The organism is Streptomyces griseus (assembly GCF_001715295.1).
Classification (GTDB): Bacteria; Actinomycetota; Actinomycetes; order Streptomycetales; family Streptomycetaceae; genus Streptomyces; species Streptomyces griseus_G.
In genome coordinates this window covers 1,805,326-1,827,792 of record NZ_MDKB01000002.1, presented here as the reverse complement: position 1 = coordinate 1,827,792, position 22,467 = coordinate 1,805,326, and the positions used below count along the sequence as shown (strand labels likewise).

The 22,467-nt window shown below is 73.4% G+C and carries 16 protein-coding genes; 10 read left to right on the top strand and 6 right to left on the bottom strand.

What is annotated here, in order from left to right; translation table 11 throughout:
• Positions 1-645 precede the first annotated feature (645 nt).
• Both BA175_RS14745 and BA175_RS14740 read left to right on the top strand, forming a co-directional pair.
• Positions 646-5,598, top strand: coding sequence for a DNA repair ATPase (locus BA175_RS14745; protein WP_079159548.1), 4,953 nt, complete (start codon positions 646-648; stop codon positions 5,596-5,598).
• Between the two features lie 17 nt (positions 5,599-5,615).
• Positions 5,616-7,628, top strand: a complete 2,013-nt coding sequence (locus BA175_RS14740) for an NAD-binding protein (protein WP_069171725.1) — start codon at positions 5,616-5,618, stop codon at positions 7,626-7,628.
• Between the two features lie 57 nt (positions 7,629-7,685).
• Here the strand turns inward: BA175_RS14740 and trpS are convergent, their stop codons facing one another.
• On the bottom strand, positions 7,686-8,744 hold the full coding sequence (trpS, locus tag BA175_RS14735) for a tryptophan--tRNA ligase (protein ID WP_069171724.1): 1,059 nt from the start codon (positions 8,742-8,744) through the stop codon (positions 7,686-7,688).
• A 137-nt stretch (positions 8,745-8,881) separates the two neighbouring features.
• The gene (locus BA175_RS31765) at positions 8,882-9,295 is read right to left on the bottom strand and encodes a DUF6126 family protein (RefSeq protein ID WP_254667869.1); all 414 of its coding nucleotides are present in this window, start codon (positions 9,293-9,295) and stop codon (positions 8,882-8,884) included.
• A gap of 35 nt (positions 9,296-9,330) precedes the next feature.
• On the opposite strand from BA175_RS31765, the gene BA175_RS14725 reads away from it, so the two are divergent.
• From BA175_RS14725 to BA175_RS14715, 3 genes are all read left to right on the top strand, one after another.
• A complete protein-coding gene (locus BA175_RS14725) occupies positions 9,331-10,434 on the top strand; it encodes an LLM class flavin-dependent oxidoreductase (protein ID WP_069171722.1) in 1,104 nt (367 codons plus the stop codon).
• Positions 10,431-11,096, top strand: coding sequence for an FMN reductase (locus BA175_RS14720; protein ID WP_069171721.1), 666 nt, complete (start codon positions 10,431-10,433; stop codon positions 11,094-11,096). Before BA175_RS14725 ends, BA175_RS14720 begins: the two co-directional genes overlap by 4 nt.
• Before the next feature lie 111 nt (positions 11,097-11,207).
• Entirely contained in the window at positions 11,208-11,630 is a 423-nt protein-coding gene (locus tag BA175_RS14715; RefSeq protein ID WP_069171720.1) for a universal stress protein, read from the top strand.
• 122 nt (positions 11,631-11,752) lie between these two features.
• Here BA175_RS14715 and BA175_RS14710 read toward each other — a convergent pair whose 3' ends face one another.
• A complete protein-coding gene (locus BA175_RS14710) occupies positions 11,753-12,166 on the bottom strand; it encodes a hypothetical protein (RefSeq protein WP_069171719.1) in 414 nt (137 codons plus the stop codon).
• A 127-nt stretch (positions 12,167-12,293) separates the two neighbouring features.
• On the opposite strand from BA175_RS14710, the gene BA175_RS14705 reads away from it, so the two are divergent.
• The 3 genes from BA175_RS14705 to BA175_RS14695 all read left to right on the top strand — a co-directional run bounded on the left by BA175_RS14705 (position 12,294) and on the right by BA175_RS14695 (position 14,549).
• The gene (locus BA175_RS14705) at positions 12,294-13,166 is read left to right on the top strand and encodes a hypothetical protein (RefSeq protein WP_069171718.1); all 873 of its coding nucleotides are present in this window, start codon (positions 12,294-12,296) and stop codon (positions 13,164-13,166) included.
• Between the two features lie 133 nt (positions 13,167-13,299).
• Positions 13,300-14,241 (top strand): NADP-dependent oxidoreductase, encoded by a 942-nt coding sequence (locus BA175_RS14700; protein ID WP_069171717.1) that lies wholly within the window; start codon positions 13,300-13,302, stop codon positions 14,239-14,241.
• 65 nt (positions 14,242-14,306) lie between these two features.
• Positions 14,307-14,549, top strand: a complete 243-nt coding sequence (locus BA175_RS14695; protein WP_069171716.1) for a DUF2630 family protein — start codon at positions 14,307-14,309, stop codon at positions 14,547-14,549.
• Between the two features lie 8 nt (positions 14,550-14,557).
• Here the strand turns inward: BA175_RS14695 and BA175_RS14690 are convergent, their stop codons facing one another.
• Entirely contained in the window at positions 14,558-14,959 is a 402-nt protein-coding gene (locus BA175_RS14690; protein ID WP_069171715.1) for an RNA-binding S4 domain-containing protein, read from the bottom strand.
• A 137-nt stretch (positions 14,960-15,096) separates the two neighbouring features.
• Entirely contained in the window at positions 15,097-17,154 is a 2,058-nt protein-coding gene (locus BA175_RS14685) for a PhoX family protein (RefSeq protein WP_069171714.1), read from the bottom strand.
• Between the two features lie 723 nt (positions 17,155-17,877).
• Between BA175_RS14685 and BA175_RS29625 the strand changes: the two genes are divergently transcribed.
• Both BA175_RS29625 and metG read left to right on the top strand, forming a co-directional pair.
• Positions 17,878-19,389, top strand: a complete 1,512-nt coding sequence (locus tag BA175_RS29625) for a VWA domain-containing protein (RefSeq protein ID WP_438947334.1) — start codon at positions 17,878-17,880, stop codon at positions 19,387-19,389.
• A gap of 264 nt (positions 19,390-19,653) precedes the next feature.
• The gene (gene metG / locus BA175_RS14675) at positions 19,654-21,267 is read left to right on the top strand and encodes a methionine--tRNA ligase (RefSeq protein WP_069171713.1); all 1,614 of its coding nucleotides are present in this window, start codon (positions 19,654-19,656) and stop codon (positions 21,265-21,267) included.
• 241 nt (positions 21,268-21,508) lie between these two features.
• Here metG and BA175_RS14670 read toward each other — a convergent pair whose 3' ends face one another.
• Positions 21,509-22,261 (bottom strand): L,D-transpeptidase family protein, encoded by a 753-nt coding sequence (locus BA175_RS14670; protein ID WP_069171712.1) that lies wholly within the window; start codon positions 22,259-22,261, stop codon positions 21,509-21,511.
• Between the last annotated feature and the right edge of the window lie 206 nt (positions 22,262-22,467).

Genomic DNA, 22,467 nt, shown 5'->3' with positions numbered 1-22,467 from the left:
TGCCGTCCGGCCCCGGGGGGCCCGGTACGGGTGGCCGGACCCCGGTCCTCGCCTCCGGATCCCGTCCGACTCGGGCAGGCCCCTCGATGCGGGCCCCCTCGGGGCCGGGGTTTCCGCTCTGGCGCCGGGTGGGCCGCTCGCAGCCGGATCCGGGTCCGGGTGGCCGGACCGGACCCGGCCGCCGGATCCGGTCCGACGGGGGCGGGCTCCTCGACGCGGGTCCCCTCAAGGCCGGGGCTCCCGTCCCGGCCCCTGGGGGCGGATCCCCGTCCGGCGGCAGGCCCCTCAGCGGGGGCCTCCTGGCCGGGGTCCCGTCCCGGCGCCGGGCCGGCCGGTCGCGGTCGGACCCCGGTTTTGGCCGCCGGATCCCGTCCGAGGGGGGCAGGACCCTCGACGCGGGCCCCCTGGGGCCGGGTTTCCGCCCTAGGGCCGGGTGGGCCGAGCGCGGCCGCTCGCCCTGCCACCACGGCCGGTCGTGTGGTCACGGGCCGCTGGCCACGGCCGTGCGGACGGACGGGGACACCTGCACCCGGTCCCGTCCGCCGCCCGCCGGAGGCCGGGGCCCGGCCCGGAGTCCGGGGAGGGGCTTGCGGGCGCCACCCGCACGCGCGTTGTTGGTTGTTGATCTCGTAGGGAGCCGTACGCATGGACCGCCACAGCACACTCACCGACGCCGGGACCGAGGCCGGACCCGGGACCGACGCGGGTACCGGACCCGGGACCGCGGCCGACACCGGTACCGGGGCGCACGCCGACGCCGGCGCCTACGAAGTGCTCCGGCGCCGGCTCGGTGCGCAGGCCGATGAGCTGGTCCGGCGGGCGGAGGCGCTCAACGCGCGGCGGACCGCGGAATTCGGGTCCACCGGGCTGCGGCTCCTCGCCACCGAGCAGGTGCGCACCGAGCACGCCTCCGTCGCCCGTGACCTGGTGGCCGTCGGCGGACGGCTGCTGTTCGGCTTCGAGCGCGGACCCGGGGCACGCGGTGAGGCGGAGGTCGGCGACGTACTCGTCCTGCGCGAACCCGGCCTGGAGCCGGTGGACGGCGGGCTCCTCGACGACGAGGCCTTCGTCCGGGAGTTCGCAGGGGTGCACCGCTACTACCGCGACGCCCGGCTGGTCCGGCTGCGCCGCGTCAACGGCCGTCTGCTCGCCGTGTTCCGGACCGGCGAGACCGCCGAGGACATCCGCGTACTGCGCTGGGCGCTCGGCCCGGACGGCGCGCCCGGCGCGTTCCTGGACGCCAGGGGCGAGCGGGACCACGTGTTCCCGCCCTCGCACGACTTCGCGTGGATCCCGGCCGGCCGGGACGCGTACCGCTCCGGACGCCACCCGCACATCGCCGTCCGCGACACCGTGTACGTCGACACACTGGGCGGCACCCTCACCGTCAGGACCACCGACGACACCGAGTCGCCCGACGGGATCTACGAGGAGCCCGTCGACGAACCGCTCCAGTCCCTCGCCGACGCCGACGTCGAGTACGCCGAGGCCGGACCGCTGATCCTGCTGCGGGTACGCCCGTACAAGGAGGAACACTGGCGGTACCTGGTCTACAACACGCTGCTCGCGGACGTGCGGCGCCTCGACGCCGTCGGCCGGTCCTGCCACCGGCTGCCCGAGGACCAGGGAATCGTCTTCCCCGGCGGCTACTACCTCACCACCGGGACCGTGAAGACCTTCGACACCGCCGAGGAGCTCGTCGACCCGGTCTTCGAGGGCGCGATCCGCTCCCCCAACGGCGAGGACGTCCTGTACGTCTTCCGGTCCGGGGACGACAGCCGTACCCTGCTCCTCCCGTACAACCTGATCCGCCAGGAGGTCGCCGCGCCGCTGCTCGGCCGGGGGTACGCCCTCCTGGACGACGGCACCCTTCTCCTGCTCAGGGGCGGCGAGGACGGGCCGGGCCGGGTCCATCCGGTGCAGCGCTGGCAGACGCCGTACGTCTCCGACACGTACGCCGCCTCCCGCCCCGCCGGTACGGGACCGCTGGCCCGGACCGGCAACGCCGACCTGGTACGCGGGATCTCCGACTGCCTCGCCCTGGCGCAGGGGGTCCGGGAGATGACTCCGACCGCCGCCGTCCACGGCCGGCTCGTCGCCGACTGTACTCGCGTGGCCGACCGCTACCACTGGCTCACCGACCCCGAACTGGGCACGCTCGGCGAGCCGTTGGCCGACCTCAGGGCCACCGCCGACGCGGTGCTGGCCGAGTTCGGGACCGTGCGGGAGCTGACCCGGCAGGCCGCCGACGCCCTGGACGCGGCGGAGGCCCGGCTCACCGCCCTGGTGCGCCGCATCCGCGGCGAGGCCCCGCGCTCCGCCGCCGCCTGGGTCGGCCGGCTCACCGAACTCCGGCGCGAACACGGCCACCTGGCGACGCTGGGCGAGATGCGGTACGCCGACACCGACCGCGTCGCTGCCCTGTCCGAGCAGACCGGGCGGGACCTCACGTCCACGGCCCGGCAGGCCGTCGCGTTCCTCGCCCGCGAGGACGCCTTCACCGGGTACCACGAGGACCTCGCCCGGCTCACCGAGGAAGCCGGCGCGCTCACCACCGCCGCCGGGGCGACGGAGGTCCGAAAGCGGCTCGCGGAGATCACGGAGGGCCTGGCGACCGTCACCGACGTCGTCGCCGGGATCGACATCGCGGACACCACCGTCCGTACCTCGGTCCTGGAGCGCGTCGCCGAGGTCCTGGGCGGCGCCAACCGGGCCAGGGCGACGCTCGACGCCCGCCGTGGGGAGCTGCTCGCCACCGAGGGCCGGGCCGAGTTCGCCGCCGAGTTCGCCCTGCTGGGGCAGTCCGTCACGGGTGCGCTGGCCGCCGCGGACTCCCCCGGCGCCTGCGACGAACAGCTGGCACGGGTGCTGCTCCAGCTGGAGAACCTGGAGTCGCGGTTCGCCGAGTACGACGACTTCCTGGGCCGGCTGGCCGAGCGCCGCACCGAGGTGTACGAGGCCTTCTCGTCCCGTAAGCAGACGCTCCAGGACGCACGCGCCCGGCGCGCGGAGCGGCTCGCGGACTCAGCCGTCCGGGTCCTGGAGACGGTCGCCCGGCGGCTGTCCGCCCTGGAGGACCTGGACGCGGTCCACACCTACTTCACCTCCGATCCCATGGTCGCCAAGGTCCGCCGCACCGCGGACGAGCTGCGCGAGCTCGGTGACCCGGTACGCGCCGAGGAGCTCGACGGCCGGCTCAAGGCGGCCCGGCAGGAGGCGGGGCGGGCGCTGCGCGACCGGGGCGAGCTGTACACGGACGGCGGCTCGGCGATCCGGCTGGGCCGCCACCGGTTCGCGGTGAACACCCAGCCCCTGGACCTGACCCTCGTCCCGCACGGCGACGGGCTCGCGTTCGCACTGACCGGCACGGACTACCGGGCTCCGGTCGGCGACCCGGCGTTCGCCGCGACCCGCCCGTACTGGGACCAGGTCCTGCCCTCCGAGTCGCGGGACGTCTCCCGCGCGGAGCACCTGGCCACCCGCCTCCTGGAGGAGCACGGCGCGGACACCCTGGGCAAGGTGGGGGACCTGGCCGCGTTCGTGCGGGAGGCCGCCGCGGCGGCGTACGACGAGGGGTACGAGCGCGGGGTGCACGACGAGGACGCCACCGCCGTCCTGACCGTGCTCCTGCGGTTGCACGCGGGCGCCGGGCTGCTGCGTTTCCCACCCGCCGTACGCGCCGAGGCCCAGCTCTTCTGGGCGCACACCGCCGATGACGGCCTGCGCGCGTCCTGGTCGCGCCGGGCGGTGTCCCTGGCGCGGGCCCGTGACACGTTCGGCCTCGCCCCCGCCGTCGCCGCCCTCCAGGCGGAGTGGGCGGCGGCGATGGGCGCCGGGGGCGCGGTGGCGGAGTACCTGTTCGAGGAACTGACCGGCGGGCCCGCCGGCTTCGTCACGAGCACGGCGGCCCGCACCTTCCTGGACGCGTTCCGCCGGGCCGCGGGCACATCGGCGTACGACGAGGACCTGGCCGCCCTGGGCGACGACCTCCCGGCCCGGCGCCAGCTCGTGGAGGGCTGGCTTGCCGCCTACGCCGCGGCGAGCGGCACGGCGCCGGACGACGGTGACCTGGCGGAGGCCGTCGCCGTGGAGCTGTGCCCCGGTCTGGAGCGGTACGGGTGCGACGCCCCGCTCACCGCGACGGTGGAGGGGCTCCTCGGCGGCCACCCGCGCACCGACCGGGGGCGGCTCACCATCCGGCTCGACGAACTCCTGGCCCGCACAGCCGAGTTCCGGGCGACGACCGTACCCGGCTTCCGGGCCTACCGGCGGCTGCGTACGGCCCTGGCCGACGCGGAGCGGGCCCGGCTCCGGCTGGAGGACCACCGGCCGCGCGTCATGCCCGCGTTCGTGCGCAACCGGCTGCTGGACGAGGTGTACCTCCCGCTGGTCGGTGACAGCCTCGCCAAGCAGCTCGGGACCGCCGACGCGGACCGGCGCACCGACTCCCAGGGGCTCCTGCTGCTCGTCTCGCCGCCCGGTTACGGCAAGACCACGCTCATGGAGTACGTCGCCGACCGGCTCGGCATGGTCCTGGTCAAGGTCAGCGGCCCCAACCTCGGACGTGACGTGACCTCCCTCGACCCGGCCCAGGCACCCGGTGTGACCGCCCGGCAGGAGATCGAGAAGATCAACTTCGCTCTGGAGGCGGGCAGCAACGTCCTCCTCCACCTGGACGACATCCAGCACACCTCGCCCGAGCTGCTCCAGAAGTTCATCCCGCTCTGTGACGCCACCCGCCGCATGGAAGGCGTACGGGACGGCGAGGCACGCAGCTACGACCTGCGGGGTAAGCGGTTCGCGGTGGTCATGGCGGGCAATCCGTACACCGAGTCCGGGGAGGTGTTCCGCGTCCCCGACATGCTCGCCAACCGGGCCGACGTGTGGAATCTCGGCGAGGTCCTGAGCGGCCGGGAGGACGTCTTCGCGCTGAGCTTCGTCGAGAACGCCCTCACCGCCAATCCGGTCCTGGCCCCGCTCGCGGGCCGTTCCCGGAGCGACCTCGACCTGCTCCTGCGGATGGCCTCCGGCCCGGGCGGCACCGTCGGCGCGGACCGGTTGGAGCACCCGTACACCCCGGCCGAGCTGGACCGGATCCTCGCGGTCCTGAGCCATCTGCTCACCGCCCGGGACACGGTGCTCGCGGTGAACGCCGCGTACATCGCGTCGGCGGCCCGGACGGACGACACGCGCACCGAGCCGCCGTTCCGGCTGCAGGGCTCCTACCGCAACATGAACAAGATCGCGGAGCGGATCGTGCCCGTCATGAACGAGGCCGAACTGGCCGCCGTCATCGGCGACCACTACACGGGCGAGGCACAGACCCTGACCACCGGCGCCGAGGCCAACCTGCTCAAGCTGGCCGCCCTGCGCGGCACACTCACCCCCGAACAGGCCGTCCGCTGGGGGGAGATCACCGCCTCGTACGTCCGCGGTCAGGCACTCGGCGGCCCCGACGGCGACCCCATGACGCGCGCGGTCGCGGCGCTCGGTCTGCTCGCGGACCGGATCGCGGCCGTCGAGACGGCGATCGAGAGGGCGGGCGACCCCCGCCCTCTTCCGGCCGGCACCGGCCGAGCCCGGGGTTCACGGGACTGACGAAGGCAGGACAAGGCATGCTGGGTTTCGTGCCCCCACTTCCTCATCAGCCCCAACGCCCTTACGCAGGCGGCCACATGGTCGTGTGCGGTGACGACGCGCTCGCCCGGCGGCTCGCCGTGGAACTGCGCTACGTGTACGGGGAACGGGTCACCCTGCTGCTCCCGCCCGGGCGGGAGGCCGCCCGGCCCGAACTGCCACTGACCCAACGTGCCCGCGCCGCGACGCTGTTCGGCCGGATGTCGGCGGCGATGAACCGCAACGGGACGAGCGGGGGCACGGGCGACGACGACACGAACGCGGGCGTCGAGGCCGTCCACATCATGGAGGCGCCCGAGCCCTCCGACGAGGTGCTCGAGGACGCGGGCGTCGACCGGGCCGCCGCCCTCGCCCTCGTCTACGACGACGACGAGCGCAACATCCGGGCCGCGCTCACCGCGCGGCGGCTCAACCCCCGGCTGCGCCTGGTCATCCGGCTCTACAACCGCAAGCTCGGCCAGCACCTGGAGACCCTGCTCGACCAGGCCGCCGCCGTCGCCATGCCCGGCATCGACACCGCCGCGCTGGACGCCTCGACGACCGTCCTGTCCGACGCCGACACCGCCGCGCCCGCCCTGGCCGCCACCGCCCTGACCGGAAGCAGCAAGGTGATCCAGGCCGAGGGGCTGCTCCTGCGCGCCGCCGAGCGCACCCCGCCCCGGCAGGGCGAACTCGCCGATCCGGGCCTGTGCACACTGGCCCTGCTCTCCTCCACCACCCAGAACCCGGCCGGCGCCGAGGGCTCCGACAGCAGCGGCGACGAGGGCCCCCGGCTCCTGCCCGACGAGGCGACCGTGGCCGCCGCCACCGGCCGGGGCACGGTGGTCCTGGAAGCCATCAGCCACGCGGGACCCGACCGGGCCCCCACCCGGATGGGCGGCCGGGGCGCCCCGCTCGGTCACATCTTCTCCCGGCGGCTGCGGTGGTCGGCGGCGGGCGTCGCGGCGGCCGTGGTCGCCCTGGCCGTCGCCTCGGTGATCACCACCGGGGACAGCCCGCTGCACGCCGCCTACCTCACGCTCCTCGACCTCCTCGCCATGGGCGACCCCGCGGTCGAGGACACGGACTCCTCCTCCCGCCAGATCATCCAGCTGCTCTCCGGTACGGCCGGGCTCCTCCTGCTGCCCCTGCTGGTTGCCGCCGTCCTGGAGGCGTTCGGCTCGCTGCGCACCGCCTCGTCCCTGCGCCGGCCGCCCCGCGGGCTCTCCGGCCACGTGGTGCTCCTGGGTCTCGGCAAGATCGGTACGAGGGTCCTGGTACGGCTGCGCGAGCTGGACATCCCCGTGGTCGTCGTCGAGGAGGACCCGGAGGCGCGCGGCATCCCGCTGGCCCGCAGCATGCGTGTGCCGACCGTCATCGGTGACGTCACCCAGGAGGGGGTGCTGGAGGCCGCGAAGATCCATCGGGCCCGCGCGCTGCTCGCCCTGACGAGCGCCGACACGACGAACCTCGAGGCCGCGCTGTACGCCCGCTCGGTGAAGCCGGACCTCCGGGTGGCCCTCCGCCTGTTCGACGACGAGTTCGCCACCGCCGTCTACCGCACCCTGCGCACCGCCCACCCGCAGGCCCTGACCCGTTCCCGTTCCGTGTCCCACCTGGCCGCCCCCTCGTTCGCGGGCGCCATGATGGGCCGGCAGATCCTGGGCGCGGTGCCGGTCGAGCGCAAGGTGATGCTGTTCGCCGCCCTGGTGGTGGCGGGCCATCCCCCGTTGGAGGGCCGCACCGTCGCGCAGGCGTTCCGCCCGGGGTACTGGCGGGTCCTGGCCCTGGACGCCACGCCGCCGGCCGACCGCGTACCGGACCTGGCCGCCACCCCGCCGTACGACCCCGCGCACCCGGCCGGCGGCCCCGCCGGCCCGGAACGTCCGGCGGGGCTGGTCTGGGACCTGCATCCGGGTTACGTACTGCAGCCGCAGGACCGGGTGGTCATCGCGGCGACCCGGCGGGGTCTGGCCGAGCTGCTGGGCCGGCAGCGCACGCTGACCCGCTGACGCCTGCCCCACCCTCCGGACCGGCCGGGAGGCGCCCGCCCTGCTCGCCCCGTCACCTCAGCGAGGTGTGCCCATCGCGTCGCGCACCTCGTCCAGGGTCGCCTCGGCAATCGCGTTCGCCCGCTCGTTGCCGGCGCGCAGCACCGACCGGACGTACCCCATGTCCTTCGCGTACTCCGCGCGCCGGGCCCGGATCGGGGCCATCCGGCTGTTCACCGCGTCCGTCACCGTCCGTTTGAGGACGGCGGCGCCGCCGTCACCGATCTCGTCGGCGACGGCGTGCGGGTCCCGGTCCAGGCAGAGCGCGGCCAGCAGCACCAGGCTCGACACCCCGGGCCGCGCCTCGGGGTCGTAGGTGATGTGCCGGTCGGCGTCGGTCGTCGCCCCCTTGATCAGCCGGGCGGTCTCGTCCTCGCTCGCGCCGAGGGCGACGGAGTTGTTGCGGCTCTTGCTCATCTTGGTGCCGTCGGTGCCGAGCAGCAGAGGTGCGGCGGAGAGCAGCGCGTCGGGCTCCGGGAAGACGGCTCCGTACCGCTCGTCGAACCGCCGGGCGATCGTACGGGTGATCTCCAGGTGGGGCAGCTGGTCCTGCCCGACGGGCACGAGGTTGCCCTTGCAGAACAGGATGTCGGCGGCCTGGTGCACCGGGTAGGTGTACATGAGTCCGCTCACGGCGGCCTGCCGGGAGTGGGCGATCTCGTCCTTCACGGTGGGGTTGCGGCCGAGCTCCGCGACGGAGACGAGCGAGAGGAACGGCAGCATCAGCTGGTTGAGGGCCGGGACCGCGCTGTGGTTGAAGACGGTCGTACGGGCGGGGTCGAGCCCGATCGCCAGATAGTCCAGGAGCAGTCCCTCGACGTGTTCGGTGAGCCGCTCGGCGACGTCCCGGTCGGTGAGCACCTGGTAGTCGGCGATGAGCACGAAGACGTCCACACCGAGGTTCTGGAGGCGGACCCGGTTGTGGAGGGTGCCGAAGTAGTGCCCGAGGTGGAGGGCGCCGGTGGGCCGGTCCCCGGTGAGGACGCGGAACCGGCCGGGGGCTTCGGCGAGCTGCCGTTCCAGCTCGGCGCTGCGGCGCTCGGCGGGGCTGACGGGAAGGTCGTCGGTGATGGTCACGGGGTCTCCTCGCTGGTGGCGTGTGCGTGGAGGACGGCCCGCCGAAGGACACCGGGGCAGCAAGAAGGGCCGTCCGAGATCGAACGGCCCTGGTTCCGTGCGGAAGAGGCGGCCGCTCCTAGGAGGAGCGCCACCAGTTACGGCACGGTACGGAGGTCATGGCGCCACTGTACCTCGCCCGGGTATGCGGGCCCGGGCTTTTCGGCGGCCCGGCGGGCGTCACGCGGGGGGAGACAGCCGGGGGCCGCCGTCCGGGCCGGACCGGAACGGGCCCGGTCGGGATGGGGGCGCAAGGCGGGCCCCCACCGGTCCGCGTGGCCGCCCGGAGAGAACAGCAGCACGACGGAGCCGCAGAGGTGCGTCGCGAGGACGGGGACGAAGACGCGCAGGGCCACGCCCCGCTCCTTCCGGCGTTCGCCGTCGCCCGTCCGGCCCGCCTCCTTCGCCTGTCGCCTCGGCCGGCGCCCCCACGGTACGCGGCCCCCCCGGGTGCCCCCGTGTCCTGCGGAATAGGAGGAGGGGGCACCCCCGTTGTAGAGTGTGTCCAACATAGTTCAAGGTTCAACTAAAACTGGAGGCGGGCGCCATGCAGTTCGGGATCTTCACCGTCGGGGACGTCACCACCGACCCCACGACCGGCCGGACACCGACCGAGAACGAGCGGATCAAGGCGACCCTCGCGATCGCGCAGAAGGCGGAGGAGGTGGGGCTCGACGTCTTCGCGACCGGTGAGCACCACAACCCGCCGTTCGTCCCGTCCTCCCCGACGACCACGCTCGGCTACATCGCCGCCCGCACCGAGAAGCTGATCCTCTCCACCTCCACCACCCTGATCACCACCAACGACCCGGTGAAGATCGCCGAGGACTACGCCACCCTCCAGCACCTCGCGGACGGGCGCGTGGACCTGATGATGGGGCGCGGAAACACCGGGCCGGTCTACCCCTGGTTCGGCAAGGACATCCGCCAGGGCATCCCGCTCGCGATCGAGAACTACGCACTCCTGCACAAGCTGTGGCGCGAGGACGTCGTCGACTGGGAGGGCAAGTTCCGCTCACCCCTGCAGTCCTTCACCTCGACCCCGCGCCCGCTGGACGGCGTACCGCCGTTCGTCTGGCACGGCTCCATCCGCTCCCCGGAAATCGCCGAGCAGGCCGCCTACTACGGTGACGGCTTCTTCCACAACAACATCTTCTGGCCCATGGAGCACACGAAGAAGATGGTCGACCTCTACCGCCGGCGCTACGCCCACTACGGCCACGGCACCGCCGAGCAGGCCGTCGTCGGCCTCGGCGGTCAGGTGTTCATGCGGAAGAACTCCCAGGACGCCGTGCGGGAGTTCCGCCCGTACTTCGACAACGCCCCGGTCTACGGCCACGGCCCCTCCCTGGAGGACTTCACCCGGGAGACCCCGTTGACCGTCGGCTCGCCGCAGGAGGTCATCGAGCGGACCCTGTCCTTCCGGGACGCCGTCGGCGACTACCAGCGCCAGCTGTTCCTGATGGACCACGCGGGACTGCCGCTGAAGACGGTTTTGGAGCAGCTCGACATCCTCGGCGAGGAGGTCGTGCCCGTGCTGCGCAAGGAGTTCGCCGCCCTGCGCCCGGCCGGCGTGCCGGACGCGCCCGTCCACCCGGCGGTCACCGCCGCCCGTACCGCCGCCGAGGCCAACCCGAAGGAGCTCCGATGACCGCGCTCACCACCGCCCCCCTGAAGATCGTGGCCGTGGCGGCCGGGCTCAGCAGCCCCTCGTCCACCCGGCTGCTGGCCGACCGGCTCGCCGGGGCCGCCCGCGAACGGCTGACCGCCGATCAGGACCGCCCGGTCGAGGTCCAGGTCGTCGAAGTGCGCGACCTGGCCGTCGGCATCGCCAACAACCTGGTCACCGGCTTCCCGCCCCGCCCCCTGAAGGAGGCGATCGACGCCGTGACCGGGGCCGACGGGCTGATCGCCGTGACGCCCGTCTTCACCGCCTCGTACAGCGGACTGTTCAAGTCGTTCTTCGACCTCGTCGAGCCCACCGCCCTGACCGGTAAGCCCGTCCTCGTCGCGGCGACCGGCGGCACCCCCCGCCACTCCCTGGTCCTGGAACACGCCCTGCGCCCGCTCTTCACCTACCTCCGGGCGGTCGTCCTGCCGACGTCCGTGTACGCGGCGTCGGAGGACTGGGGCTCGTCCGGCGACGAGTACACCGAGGGGCTGCCGTCCCGGATCCGGCGCGCGGGCGGTGAACTCGCCTCAGCGGTCACGGGGCGGACCGTCTCCGGAGCGACCCGGGAACCGACGCTCGACGACGGCGAGGACGCGGTCGTGCCGTTCGAGGAGCAGCTCGCCGGGCTGCGAGCCGGCTGAGCGGGCCCGGTACCCGCCCGGCACACCGGGGTCCGGTTTGACTAGAGTTGTCACCGATAGACGCATCGTGAGGTGCATGGCGCACATGCTCGACACCAGGTGGAGGCAGACATGGGCAGGATCGTCGTCGGTGTGGACGGCTCGGACGCGTCGATCAAGGCGCTGCGCTGGGCGGTCCGTCAGGGCGAGCTGACCGGCGACACGGTCGAGGCGGTCAACAGCTGGGAGTACCCGGCGACCAGCTGGGCGTCGATGATGCCCGGCATGCCGGAGGACTTCGACCCGCAGGCCGTGGCGCGCGTGGCCCTCACCGAGGCGCTGGAGGAGGCCCTGGGCGCCGAGGGCGCGTCGAAGGTCGAGAAGATCGTCGTCATCGGCAACCCGGCACTGTCCCTGCTGGAGCGGGCCAGGGGCGCGAACCTGCTGGTCGTCGGCGCGCGCGGTTACAGCGGCTTCAAGGCCACCCTGCTGGGTTCGGTCAGCCTCCACGTCACCCAGCACGCCTCCTGCCCGGTCACGGTCGTCCACGACTGACACGACCGGGTCGTGCCCCGCGACTCCCGGCGGCCGCGCATCCGCGGGAACCCCCTGAAGGCGGTCCCGCGGTCGCCCGGGAACCGGCCTCGTGATGTCCGGGAACCGAGGAGCACCGGCGCTCACTCCATGTGCGTGTAGATGACGTAGTAGGCCATGCACGTCACGCCTGCGGCGATCACGAGTCCGAGGGTGGTCGACGCCAGGACGCTGTTGTCGTGCAGGCTGTACAGGAAGCCGATCGCGCCCCCCGACAGGGCGCCGTACGCCGCGGCGCTCAGCTCCCGGGGCAGCGCCCGCTGCACCCGGCCGAGGGCGAAGCAGAGGGCGGCGAAGGCCACACCGGAGACCACGCCGAGCCAGATCTGGCCGTTCGTGGTCACCCCGCCGTCCCGCCGGATGAAGAAGGCCCAGAAGCCGAGGATCACGCCCAGCGTGACGGGCACCGCCCAGCCGAGCGGGGTGTGTCCGTGCCGGACCGTGGAGGGTGCGCGCGTACGTCGTCCACGCGTCGGCATCGTTGCGTGAGTGGCCATGGCCGGCAACCCCTTCCCTCTCCCCCGTCGCTCTGTCACTCCAGCCCACACCCGGCCGCGCCGCCCGGCAACTCGAACGGCCCACCGCCGAGCGGCACGCGGCGGCCCCAGGGGGTTGGCTGGGGCTGTGCGGACGTATCTCACAGCGGTTCTGTCGGCGGTACTGCTCGTCCTGCTTGCCGTGCTGGTCCCGGTGAGCGCCCTGTCCGCCTGGGTCGACCTGGAGCTCGACGACCCCGACCGGTACGTCGCCGCCGTCTCGCCGCTGGCCTCCGACCCGGACGTGCAGCGCACCGTGGCCACGCGGATCACCGACGAGGCGATGAAGAACATCGACGTCGGGCCCTTCCAGGACACCGTGGAGGAGTTCCTGCGGCGGACCGCGCGCTCCTTCACGACGACCGAGGCCTTCCGGCGGGCCTGGGACGCCGCGAACCGGACGGCGCACAAGGCGGTGACCGAGGCGCTGCACGAGGACAGCGGCCAGGCGGTGACCATCGACCTGGCGCCCGTCGTCCAGGAGGTCAAGCGGGAACTGGTCGACAACGGTGTGCCGTTCGCCGACCAGATCCCCGTCCGGCACATCTCGATCACCGTCCTGTCCGCCGACCGGGCGGACGAACTGCGGACCTCCTTCCGCTGGCTGCGGTACGGCAGCGTCTGGCCGGCCGTCGGCACGCTGGTGCTGCTGGTGGTGGTCCTCGGGCTCGCGGTCGTCCGCGGGGGTATACGGGCCGGGCTCCGGACCGCCGCCGTGGCCGGGGGCGGTCTCGTCCTCGGCGCGGTCGTCCTGCGCATCGCGGTGGCCGTGGGCCGTGCGCGGGTGCTGGACCAGGTGCCCGGCAGCGACCGGGACGCCGCCGCCGCCGTGTACGACGCACTCACCGCCTCGCTGCGGACGACGGTGTGGGCCGTGCTCCTGGCCGGGGCGGTACTGGTGGTCGCCGGGGGGCTGGGCTGGGCTCTGGCGTCCCGGAGACGTACGGCGTCGGCCGGGTGAGGGCGCGCGGCCGGGGTACCCCGTGAGCGCGCGGGACACGGCAGGGGGCGGGTGCGCGGCCCGACATGCGCGGGTGCACGGGCCGGGCGAGAGTGGAGGCGTGAGAGTCGGGGGCGACCGAGAGGCCGGCCGTATGCGAGCCATCGCTGTCAGCGCGTTCGATGCGGAGCCGTGCCTCGTCGAGGTACCGAAGCCGGACCCCGGGGCGGGCGACGTCCGGGTCAAGGTCGAGTACGCGGCGCTGAACCCGCTCGACGCGCAACCCCCCGGCCGGCCCCCGGACGGGGGGTTCTCCGCGGCGTTCCCCCTGATCGTGGGGGCCGACTTCGCGGGCCGGGTGGACATGATCGGCCCCGGAGACAACCGTTTCCGGGTCGGGGACCCGGTCTTCGGCCGGGTCACGGTACAGCCTCCGGGCCGGTGCGGCGCCTACAGCGAGTACGTGTGCGTCCCGCAGGACTCCCCGGTCACCCTCGTCCCGCGCGAGCTGCCGCTCCGGCTCGCGGCGGCGCTCCCGACGGCGGGCGGTACCGCCGCACAGATCCTGGGCGGCACGGCGGTGCACAGCGGACGGAACCTGCTGGTCGTCGGTGCGGCGGGCGGCGTCGGGAGCTTCCTGACCCAGCTCGCCGCCGCCCGCGGCCTGGCGGTCGTCGCGGCGGTGCGGGGCGACGAGGGAAGACGGATGAAGGCCCTCGGCGCCACGGCCACCGTCGACACGACCCTCGCGGCCGGGGAGCTGGAGCGGGCGGTGCGGGAGCTGTACCCGGCCGGGGCCGACGCCCTCGTCGACCTGGTCTCCACCGGTCCGGCCGCCTTCGCCGCGCATGCCGCCCTGGTGCGCGAGGGTGGTGTCGCGGTCACCACCCGGGGGGCAGCCGCGCCGCGGGGGGTCGCCCGGGTCGACTTCCGGTTCGCCCCGACGGCCCGCCTGCTCGACGAGCTGGCCGCCGCCGCGGCGCGGGGAGAGCTGAGGGTGCCCGTCGACATGGAGCTCCCCCTCGAGAAGGCCCCGCAGGCACTGCTCCGGAGCCGCGCGGGCGGGGCGCGGGGGAAGACCGTCTTCACCCTCTGACCTGCCGGGCAGCGCATCACCGCCGGACACCGCGGAACACCAGGACACCGAACCGGGAGAGCCTCATGGGTGACCAGGACATCTTCGAGAGCATCGACGAGCTGATCTCTCTGGAGCGCGACCTGCGCTCCCGCTCGACCCTGGACGGCCTCTCCGCCGAGGAGCGGGCACGCCTGCGGGAGGTGGAGATACGGCTGGACCAGTGCTGGGACCTGCTCAGGCAGCGGCGGGCACTCAACGAGTACGGCGAGGACCCGTCGGCGGCCCGGGTCCGCCCCGCCGACGAGGTGGAGGGCTACGAGAGCTGATCAGCCCGTCAGGGCTTGTCCCGCCGCTCCTGGAGGCGCTCCATCTCCCGCCGGTCCCGCTTGGTCGGACGGCCTGTGCCCCGGTCGCGGACGGGGACCTGGAGCAGCGCCTCACGCGGCGGCGGGGGCGGGCTGTTGTCGACGAAGCACTCCACCGCGACCGGCGGCCCGACGCGCTTCTTCACGATCTTCGAGACGACGACGATCCGGTCCCGGCCCGCGTGCCGGAGGCGCACCTCGTCGCCCGTGCGCAGCGCCTGGGCGGGCTTGGCCCGCTCGCCGTTGACCCGCACGTGCCCCGCCCGGCAGGCTGCGGCAGCCTGCGACCGGGTCTTCGTCAGCCGGACCGACCAGATCCAGACGTCGACCCGGACGCTTCCCTCCGCCTGCGGCGCCTCACCGGAAACCATGGACCCGACTGTAGTCCGGCGAGGAACCCGGCGTGCGGTCTCCCGGGTACGGCCCACGGCCCGGCGGACCGCCACCGCCCCACCGGCCCGGCGGGGCAGGCGGGCGGTGGGGCGGTGGGGGCGCAGTGGTGCGACGTTCAGACGCCGATGTCGCGGCCGTCCTTGCGCCAGACCGCGACGACCGACGGCCGCACGATCCGGCCCGGCCCGTCCGGCCAGGTGCTCGCCGGCTTCTCGACGGACGCCCCGTCCACCTCGCCCGGGTGCTGCACGGCGACGAGGACCCTGCGGTCCTGGATCAGCGGGCCACAGGTCTCGGCGCCGGTCGGTACGGTCAGGAACTGCTTGAGCTCACCCCGGCGTTCACCCTGCGTCGCCACACCGAACAACCCGTCGTGGGATCCCAGCTGGTTGCCGTCCGTGGAGATCCACAGGTTGCCGTGGTCGTCGAAGGCCACGTTGTCCGGGCAGGAGATGGGGCTGACCTTGTCCTTCGGGAACCCGGAGAAGTACGTCGCCGGGTCGTCCGGGTCGCCCGCGACGAGGAAGAGCCGCCAGGCGAAGCCGTCGCCCGCCGGGTCGTCCCAGTGCTCCGCGAGCTCCAGGATCTGGCCGTGCTTGTTGACGTTGCGCGGATTGGCCTCGTCGACCCCGGGCTTGCCCGGCTTGCCGCGGTCGGTGTTGTTGGTGAGCGCGATGTAGACGCGGCCGGTACGCGGCGAGGGCTCGACGTCCTCGGGGCGGTCCATCTTCGTGGCTCCGACCTTGTCACCGGCCAGACGCGTGAAGACGTACACCTCGTCGGCGGTCATCCCGGGCACGTGCGAGACGTCGCCCGTGGCGAGCGGGATCCAGACTCCGCTGCCGTCGAACTCGCCGTCGGCAGGCAGCTTGCCCGTGCCGTCGAACTCCGCGGCCGGCGAGTCACCGGTCAGCTTGGCGACGTACAGGGTGCCCTCGTCCAGCAGCGTGAGGTTGTGCTCGCGGGCGGCCCGCGAGTTGCCCTTCTTCATCCGCTTGCCGGAGACGAACTTGTAGAAGTAGTCGAACCGCTCGTCGTCCCCCATGTAGACGACGGGGCGGCCGTCCGCGGTCAGCCGGGGCTGGGCCGCCTCGTGCTTGAAGCGGCCGAGCGCGGTGCGCTTGCGGGGCGTCGAGTCGGGGTCGTACGGGTCGAGTTCGACGACCCAGCCGAAGCGGTGCGCCTCGTTGGGCTCCTGCGCCAGGTCGAACCGCCGGTCGAACCGCTCCCACTTGCGCTCCGTGGCCGCCGTACCGATGCCGTACCGCTTGTCGGTGGCGCTGGAGCCGTGGGCGAAGTACTGGTTGAAGTTCTCCTCCCCGTGCAGCGTGGTACCCCACGGCGTGGTGCCACCCGCGCAGTTGTTGAGCGTGCCGAGGACCTTGCGGCCCGTGCGGTCCGCGGACGTACGGAGCAGCGGGCTGCCGGCGGCGGGGCCGGTGAGCCGGAACTCGCTGGTCGCGGTGAGGCGCCTGTTCAGCGGGTGGCGGTTGACCGGGCCGAGCTTTCCGGTGCGGTTCTCCTCCTGGACCACCACGACGGAGAGCCCGTGCGCGGCCCAGGCGATCTCGACCTGCTCGCGGGTCGGGGCGGCCGGGTCGTAGCCACGGAACATCAGGGTCTCGTCCGTGTACTCGTGGTTGGCGACCAGCACCTGGCGGCCGTGCTCGCCGCGGAGGGGGAGCAGGGAGAGGAAGTCGTTGTTGTAACCGAACTGGCCCGCCTGCGCCGCGGCGGACTGCTTGTCCGGGTCGAAGGCGGGAGCGCCGCGCAGGATCGGTTCGCCCCAGCGGATCACCACGTTCTGGCCGTAGCCCTCGGGAACGGTGACCTTGTCGTCCGTGTTGGGCGCCACGGGGGAGAAGCGCAGGCCCCGGGCGCCCGAAGCGCCCGGTACCGGCCTGCCGGGGTGACCGGCGAGCGGCGCGGCCTGCGCCCTCGGGGCGACCGGACCGGCGAGAGCGGTGGCCCCGGCGGCAGCGGCGACCGTCACCACCGCGGCGGCCCGCATCATCGACCGGCGCGACAGGGCACCGGCGATGATGTCACCGGCGTACTCGTTTCCACTGGTGTTCGGAACCTCTTGGAAGCAGGCGTCACCGCAGCGGTAGCGGCAGGTCAGCGCGGACCGCCCGCCCGGGTGCGAGCCGATGAGCGGCAGCATGGTGCGCACGTTTTCGTCCCTCCGTCTGTGTGTCCTGCGTGACGGTAGGCGGGCTTCCACGCAGCGGGTGGGACTGCCGGTGAACGGCGGGTGAAGTCGGGGACACCGCTCCTCACGGGCCGCCCGGGAAGCCCGGCCGACGCCGGGGCGGGCCGCACCACCGAACGGCCGGATCCGGCCGCTAACCTTACGTATCCGCCCTGGCCAGGGATCAATTCCCGCAGTACGGACATTTATCGCACCCAACTCATGCGAAAGGCCTCGCCCATGGGCATTCGGAGCTTGCTGCGCAAGGTGTTCGGCCGCACGGAGCAGGACGAGCCGACCACGGCCACCGTCCCGCCCCAGGCCGAGCGCACCCAGCCCACGGAGCCGGAGCCGGAGACCACTTCGGCGGCCGAGCCCGCGAAGGCCTCGGTACCGGCCCCGGCCTCCCCTTCCTCGGACCGGTCCGAGGAAGGGCGTGACGGCGGACCGGCCTCGGACCTGGTGGCGGCGGCCTTCGACAAGGCAGCCGTCACATCAACTCCCAAGCGCACAAGCAAGGTTCCGGCGCAGGGAGAGGACCCGGACGTGACGAAGCCGGACGCGGACGCGGGCACCGGCCCGGATCCGCAGAAGGCGGAATCGGCCACCGCTCCCGAGCCCGCCACCCTCGCACCGATCACGATCGACATCGACCCGGAGCCGGAGCCGGCGGCCGAGGAGGCGAAGCCGGCCGCGGAGGCGGACGTGACGCCCACGACCGAGGCAGAGCCCACCGCGGCCGCGGAGACGGCGGCGGACACGAAGCCCGGGACCGAAGAGGCGAAGCCGGCCGCAGGCACGGACCCGACCCCCGAGGCCGAGGCCGAACCCACCGCAGACACCGACGCGGCGGCGGACGCTGAGCCACAGGCCGGGGCGGAGCCGGCCGCGGACGCAACCGTCCCGCCCGCGGCGGGAGCGGAGCCCACCGCGGACACAGACGCGACGCCCGCAGCGGAAGCAGAGCCCACCGCGGCCGCAGACACGGCGGCGGACACGAAGCCCGGGACCGAAGAGGCGAAGCCGACCGCAGGCACGAACCCGACCCCCGAGGCCGAAGCCGAACCCACCGCAGACACCGACGCGGCGGCGGACGCTGAGCCGGCCGCCGAGCCGCAGGCCGAGGCGACCGAGCCCGCCGCCGCACCGAAGAGCGGCGAGTCGGCCAGGGACGCCGTCGAAACGGCCGCACCGGCCGAGGCCGCCTCCGCAGCGGTGCCCGCCGGCGACACGGCCGACACGACCGTGGCCACCCCGGAGACCACGGACGCCGCGGACGCCGTGGAGCCCGCAGCGGAGACCCGTGCTGACACTCCCGAGGCCCCTGCCGGCACCCCGGCGGCGGACAAGGAGCCGGAAGCCGCCTCCGACGCCGTCCCGCACGCGGCCGAGGAGGCCCCGAAGCCGGAGGCCGCCGAGGCGCCGCAAACCGAGCCCGTGGCCGCCGAGCCCACCCCCGCTCCAGCAGAGGCGGAGGCCACTCCCGAGGCCGATCCCGCCCCTGAGGCCAAGTCCTCCACCGCGTCCGGGCCCGCCGTCACCCTGGCACGGGTCAAGGCCGCCGCGCCCCAGCTCGTCGCCCCCTACAAGGCGGCACAGGCCGGGCTCAAGGCACACGGACTGACCGGACTGCGGGCCACCGTGTACCTGGTCCTCGACCGGTCCGGGTCCATGCGGCCGTTCTACAAGGACGGCAGCGCCCAGCACCTCGGGGACCGCACCCTGGCGCTGGCCGCGCACCTGGACGGGGCCGCCACCGTGCCCGTCGTCTTCTTCTCGACCGACATCGACGGCACCGGCGCCGTCGACCTGGGCGCGCACGAGGGCCGGATCGACGAGCTGCACGCCGGCCTCGGCCGGCTGGGGCGTACCAACTACCACCGGGCCGTCGAGGAGATCGTCGCGCACTACGAGAACTCCGGGGCCACCGGACCGGCACTCGTGATCTTCCAGACGGACGGCGCCCCGGACGCCAAGCAGGCGGCCAAACAGGCGCTGGCGGACGCGGCACGGCTGCCGCTGTTCTTCCAGTTCGTCGCCTTCGGTGACGAGGACGCCAAGGGCTTCGACTTCCTGCGGAGGCTGGACGTCGAGAACGCCGGGTTCTTCCACGCCGGCCCCGCCCCCCGCGAGGTCGCCGACGCGGCCTTCTACCGGGCCGTGCTCGCCGGCCTGCCCGCCTGGGCCGTAGCCCGCGGTTTCGTCACCGAGGACTGATCCACCGGCAGGCATACGGTCACGGCGCCCCCGGCCCGGGGGCGGTGGCGCCGTGACCGCGGCACCGCGGGACGCAGGACAGGGCCGTACGGCCGACGGCCCGGGGCCGTGGCGCCCGCCCCGCCCGGCCCGGCACCGCGCCGGAACGACCGGAACGCCGTAGGAGCAGGTGGAACGGGACCCGCCCTACGGCCGGGCCCTCCGCGGCAGGGGCGGCGCTTATCGAGGTGAGGAGCTCGTCCCCGGGCCGTTAGGATTTCGACCATGGCGGCCACTGGATCCGAGAAGCAAGGGGGCGACGGCGTGAAGAGTTTCTACGTATCGACCCCCATCTACTACGTCAACGACGCTCCTCACCTGGGCCACGCCTACACGACCGTCGCAGGCGACGTGCTCACGCGCTGGCACCGTCAGCGCGGCGAGAAGGTGTGGTACCTCACCGGCACGGACGAGCACGGTCAGAAGATCATGCGCACGGCCGAGGCGAACGACGTCACGCCCCAGGCCTGGTGCGACAAGCTCGTCGAGGAGTCCTGGAAGCCCCTCTGGGAGCACCTCGACATCGCGAACGACGACTTCATCCGCACGACGGAGAAGCGGCACACCGACCGTGTGCAGGAGTTCGTGCAGGACCTGTTCGACAAGGACCAGATCTACAAGGGCGGCTACGAGGGCCCGTACTGCGTGGGCTGCGAGGAGTACAAGCTCCCGGGCGACCTGATCGAGGCCGAGGACGGCACGAAGCTGTGCTCGGTCCACAAGAAGCCGGTGGAGATCCTCAAGGAGGAGAACTACTTCTTCAAGCTCAGCGAGTACGGCCCGAGGCTCATGGAGTTCTACGCGGCCAACCCGGACTTCATCCAGCCCGAGTCGGCGCGCAACGAGATCGTGAACTTCGTCAAGCAGGGCCTGCAGGACCTGTCGATCTCCCGTTCCACGTTCGACTGGGGCGTCCCGGTGCCGTGGGACCCGAAGCACGTCATCTACGTGTGGGTCGACGCCCTGCTGAACTACGCCACGGCGGTCGGCTACGGCGCCAACCAGGAGAAGTTCGACAGCACCTTCCCGGCGGACGTGCACCTGATCGGCAAGGACATCCTCCGGTTCCACTCCGTCATCTGGCCCGCGATGCTGATGGCTCAGGGCCTGCCCCTGCCCGGCAAGGTCGTCGCCAACGGCTGGCTGATGGTCGGCGGCGAGAAGATGTCGAAGTCGAACCTGACGGGCATCAAGCCCCAGGACCTGACCTCGCACTTCGGTGTGGACGCCTACCGCTGGTACTTCCTGCGGGCCATCGCCTACGGCAGCGACGGCTCGTTCTCCTGGGAGGACTTCAGCGCCCGCTACACCTCCGAGCTCGCCAACGACTACGGCAACCTCGCCTCGCGCGTGGCCGCCATGGTCGGCAAGTACTTCGGCGGCGCCCTCCCGGAGGCCACGGCCGCGGGTGACGCGGAGCGGGCGGTCCAGGAGGGCCTCGCGCGGGCCGTCGACGCGGCCGACCGGAAGATCGGCGAGGAGCTGGACTTCCAGGGCGGCATCCTCGCGATCTTCGACTTCGTGAAGCAGGTCAACGGTTACATCACGGAGCAGGAGCCGTGGAAGGTCGCCAAGGACCAGTCGCCCGAGGGCCAGGCCCGCCTCGCGACCGTCCTGTACACCGCGGCCGAGTCGCTGCGCGGTGTCGCGGTGCTGCTGAACGCCGTGATGCCGGACACCTCGCAGAAGCTGTGGGACTCCCTCGGCGCGGAGGCCTCCCTCGGCGCCCTGGCCGCCCAGCCGGTGCAGGACGCGGGCCACTGGGGGCAGCTGCCCGCGGGCGCGACCGTGACCAAGGGCGCGGTGCTGTTCCCGCGCCTGGAGGAGAAGCCCGCCTAGGGCGTGTTTCGAAAGTGGCGTCGTCTGCCCGGAGGGCAGGCCCGGCGGCGTCCGGTGCGTGCGATCACAAGGCGGAGGGTCGCCTCGATACTGGTCAGGCGTCGCCGGGCAGACGGGACTTTCGAAACGCGCCCGAGGGCGTATGCTGGAGGGGAACGCCCTCCCGGGCTGCCCTGCGCACAGGAGCCCGGTACCCGACGTGTCGGGTACCGGGCTCCTGTGTGTGTCCGTCCGTCGGCTCTCAGCGGGTCAGCGACACGGCGTCCCCCATGACGATCACCGGGTACTTCGCCGGGTCCAGCGTGCGAAGGAGCTCCTTCATCCGGTCCTCGGGGAGCGAGACGCAGCCCTGGGTGGGACCGCCGTGGTCCACGTGGAGCCAGATGCCACCGCCCCGCTCCTCACCGAGCGGCCGGGTACGGTCCAGCGGGCTCGCACCGGGAATCCGGTTGAAGTTGATGGCGACGACGTAGTCGAAGGACCCCTCCAGCGGCTCTCCCATGAAACCCTCCCCGCTCACACGGAAGCGTGGCTGTTCGTCGTACGGGAGGAGCGCGCCGGGATCCGGGAGACGGCCGCCCGCGTCGGTGAGCCCGAACACCCCGACGGGGGACCGGAGATCACTTGCCATGTGGTAATCCGTCCAGCCCTTCATGCCGTTGTGGGCGGGCCAGGGCCCTGCCTCCGGTCTCCAGCCGAGTGCGGGATCGTCGCGGGAGTAGAGCACGACCGAGGAACGGTTGAGGTCCCGGCCCTCCCCGGTCACCACGACGGCCTGCCGCGCGGTGGCCGGGATCCGTCCCCTGGTCAGCGGGCCCAGCGCCGGGATCTCCCGGGGCGGGGCGAGCACCACCGGGGACGGCGACGGGGTCGGCGAGACCTCGGGGCCTGCCGCACCACGGGGCGCGGCCGTCTTCACCGCACCGGCGGAGCAGCCGATGACCAGAAGGAACAGGGCGACGAGAAGGACGTACGGGCGACGAGGGACGGACACGGTGCGGGACTCCTCGGTGGCAGGGCGGTGGGTCTCCTTCGGTGCCAGTCTTTGCCGGGCCCGGCACCGCCGAACCGGAACGGGGGCCATCCGGCTGTACCCGGGCCTCTGTCCGTGTGCCCGCGGTCCGGGCACCTGCCCGCGGGTGCCCGGACCGCCCGGGAGCCCTGTCACGAGAACAGCCCCCGGCAGGCCGGGGGCTGTTT

Excerpts from the sequence above, each read along its gene's own strand:
- BA175_RS14715 (WP_069171720.1), top strand. The coding sequence starts at position 11,208 with ATGGGCAGGATCGTCGTCGGTGTGGACGGCTCGGACGCGTCGATCAAG.
- BA175_RS14700 (WP_069171717.1), top strand. The coding sequence starts at position 13,300 with ATGCGAGCCATCGCTGTCAGCGCGTTCGATGCGGAGCCGTGCCTCGTC.
- BA175_RS14720 (WP_069171721.1), top strand. The coding sequence starts at position 10,431 with ATGACCGCGCTCACCACCGCCCCCCTGAAGATCGTGGCCGTGGCGGCC.
- BA175_RS14725 (WP_069171722.1), top strand. The coding sequence starts at position 9,331 with ATGCAGTTCGGGATCTTCACCGTCGGGGACGTCACCACCGACCCCACG.
- BA175_RS14740 (WP_069171725.1), top strand. The coding sequence starts at position 5,616 with ATGCTGGGTTTCGTGCCCCCACTTCCTCATCAGCCCCAACGCCCTTAC.
- BA175_RS14695 (WP_069171716.1), top strand. The coding sequence starts at position 14,307 with ATGGGTGACCAGGACATCTTCGAGAGCATCGACGAGCTGATCTCTCTG.
- BA175_RS31765 (WP_254667869.1), bottom strand. The coding sequence starts at position 9,295 with ATGTTGGACACACTCTACAACGGGGGTGCCCCCTCCTCCTATTCCGCA.
- metG (WP_069171713.1), top strand. The coding sequence starts at position 19,654 with ATGGCGGCCACTGGATCCGAGAAGCAAGGGGGCGACGGCGTGAAGAGT.
- BA175_RS14710 (WP_069171719.1), bottom strand. The coding sequence starts at position 12,166 with ATGGCCACTCACGCAACGATGCCGACGCGTGGACGACGTACGCGCGCA.
- BA175_RS14745 (WP_079159548.1), top strand. The coding sequence starts at position 646 with ATGGACCGCCACAGCACACTCACCGACGCCGGGACCGAGGCCGGACCC.
- BA175_RS14690 (WP_069171715.1), bottom strand. The coding sequence starts at position 14,959 with ATGGTTTCCGGTGAGGCGCCGCAGGCGGAGGGAAGCGTCCGGGTCGAC.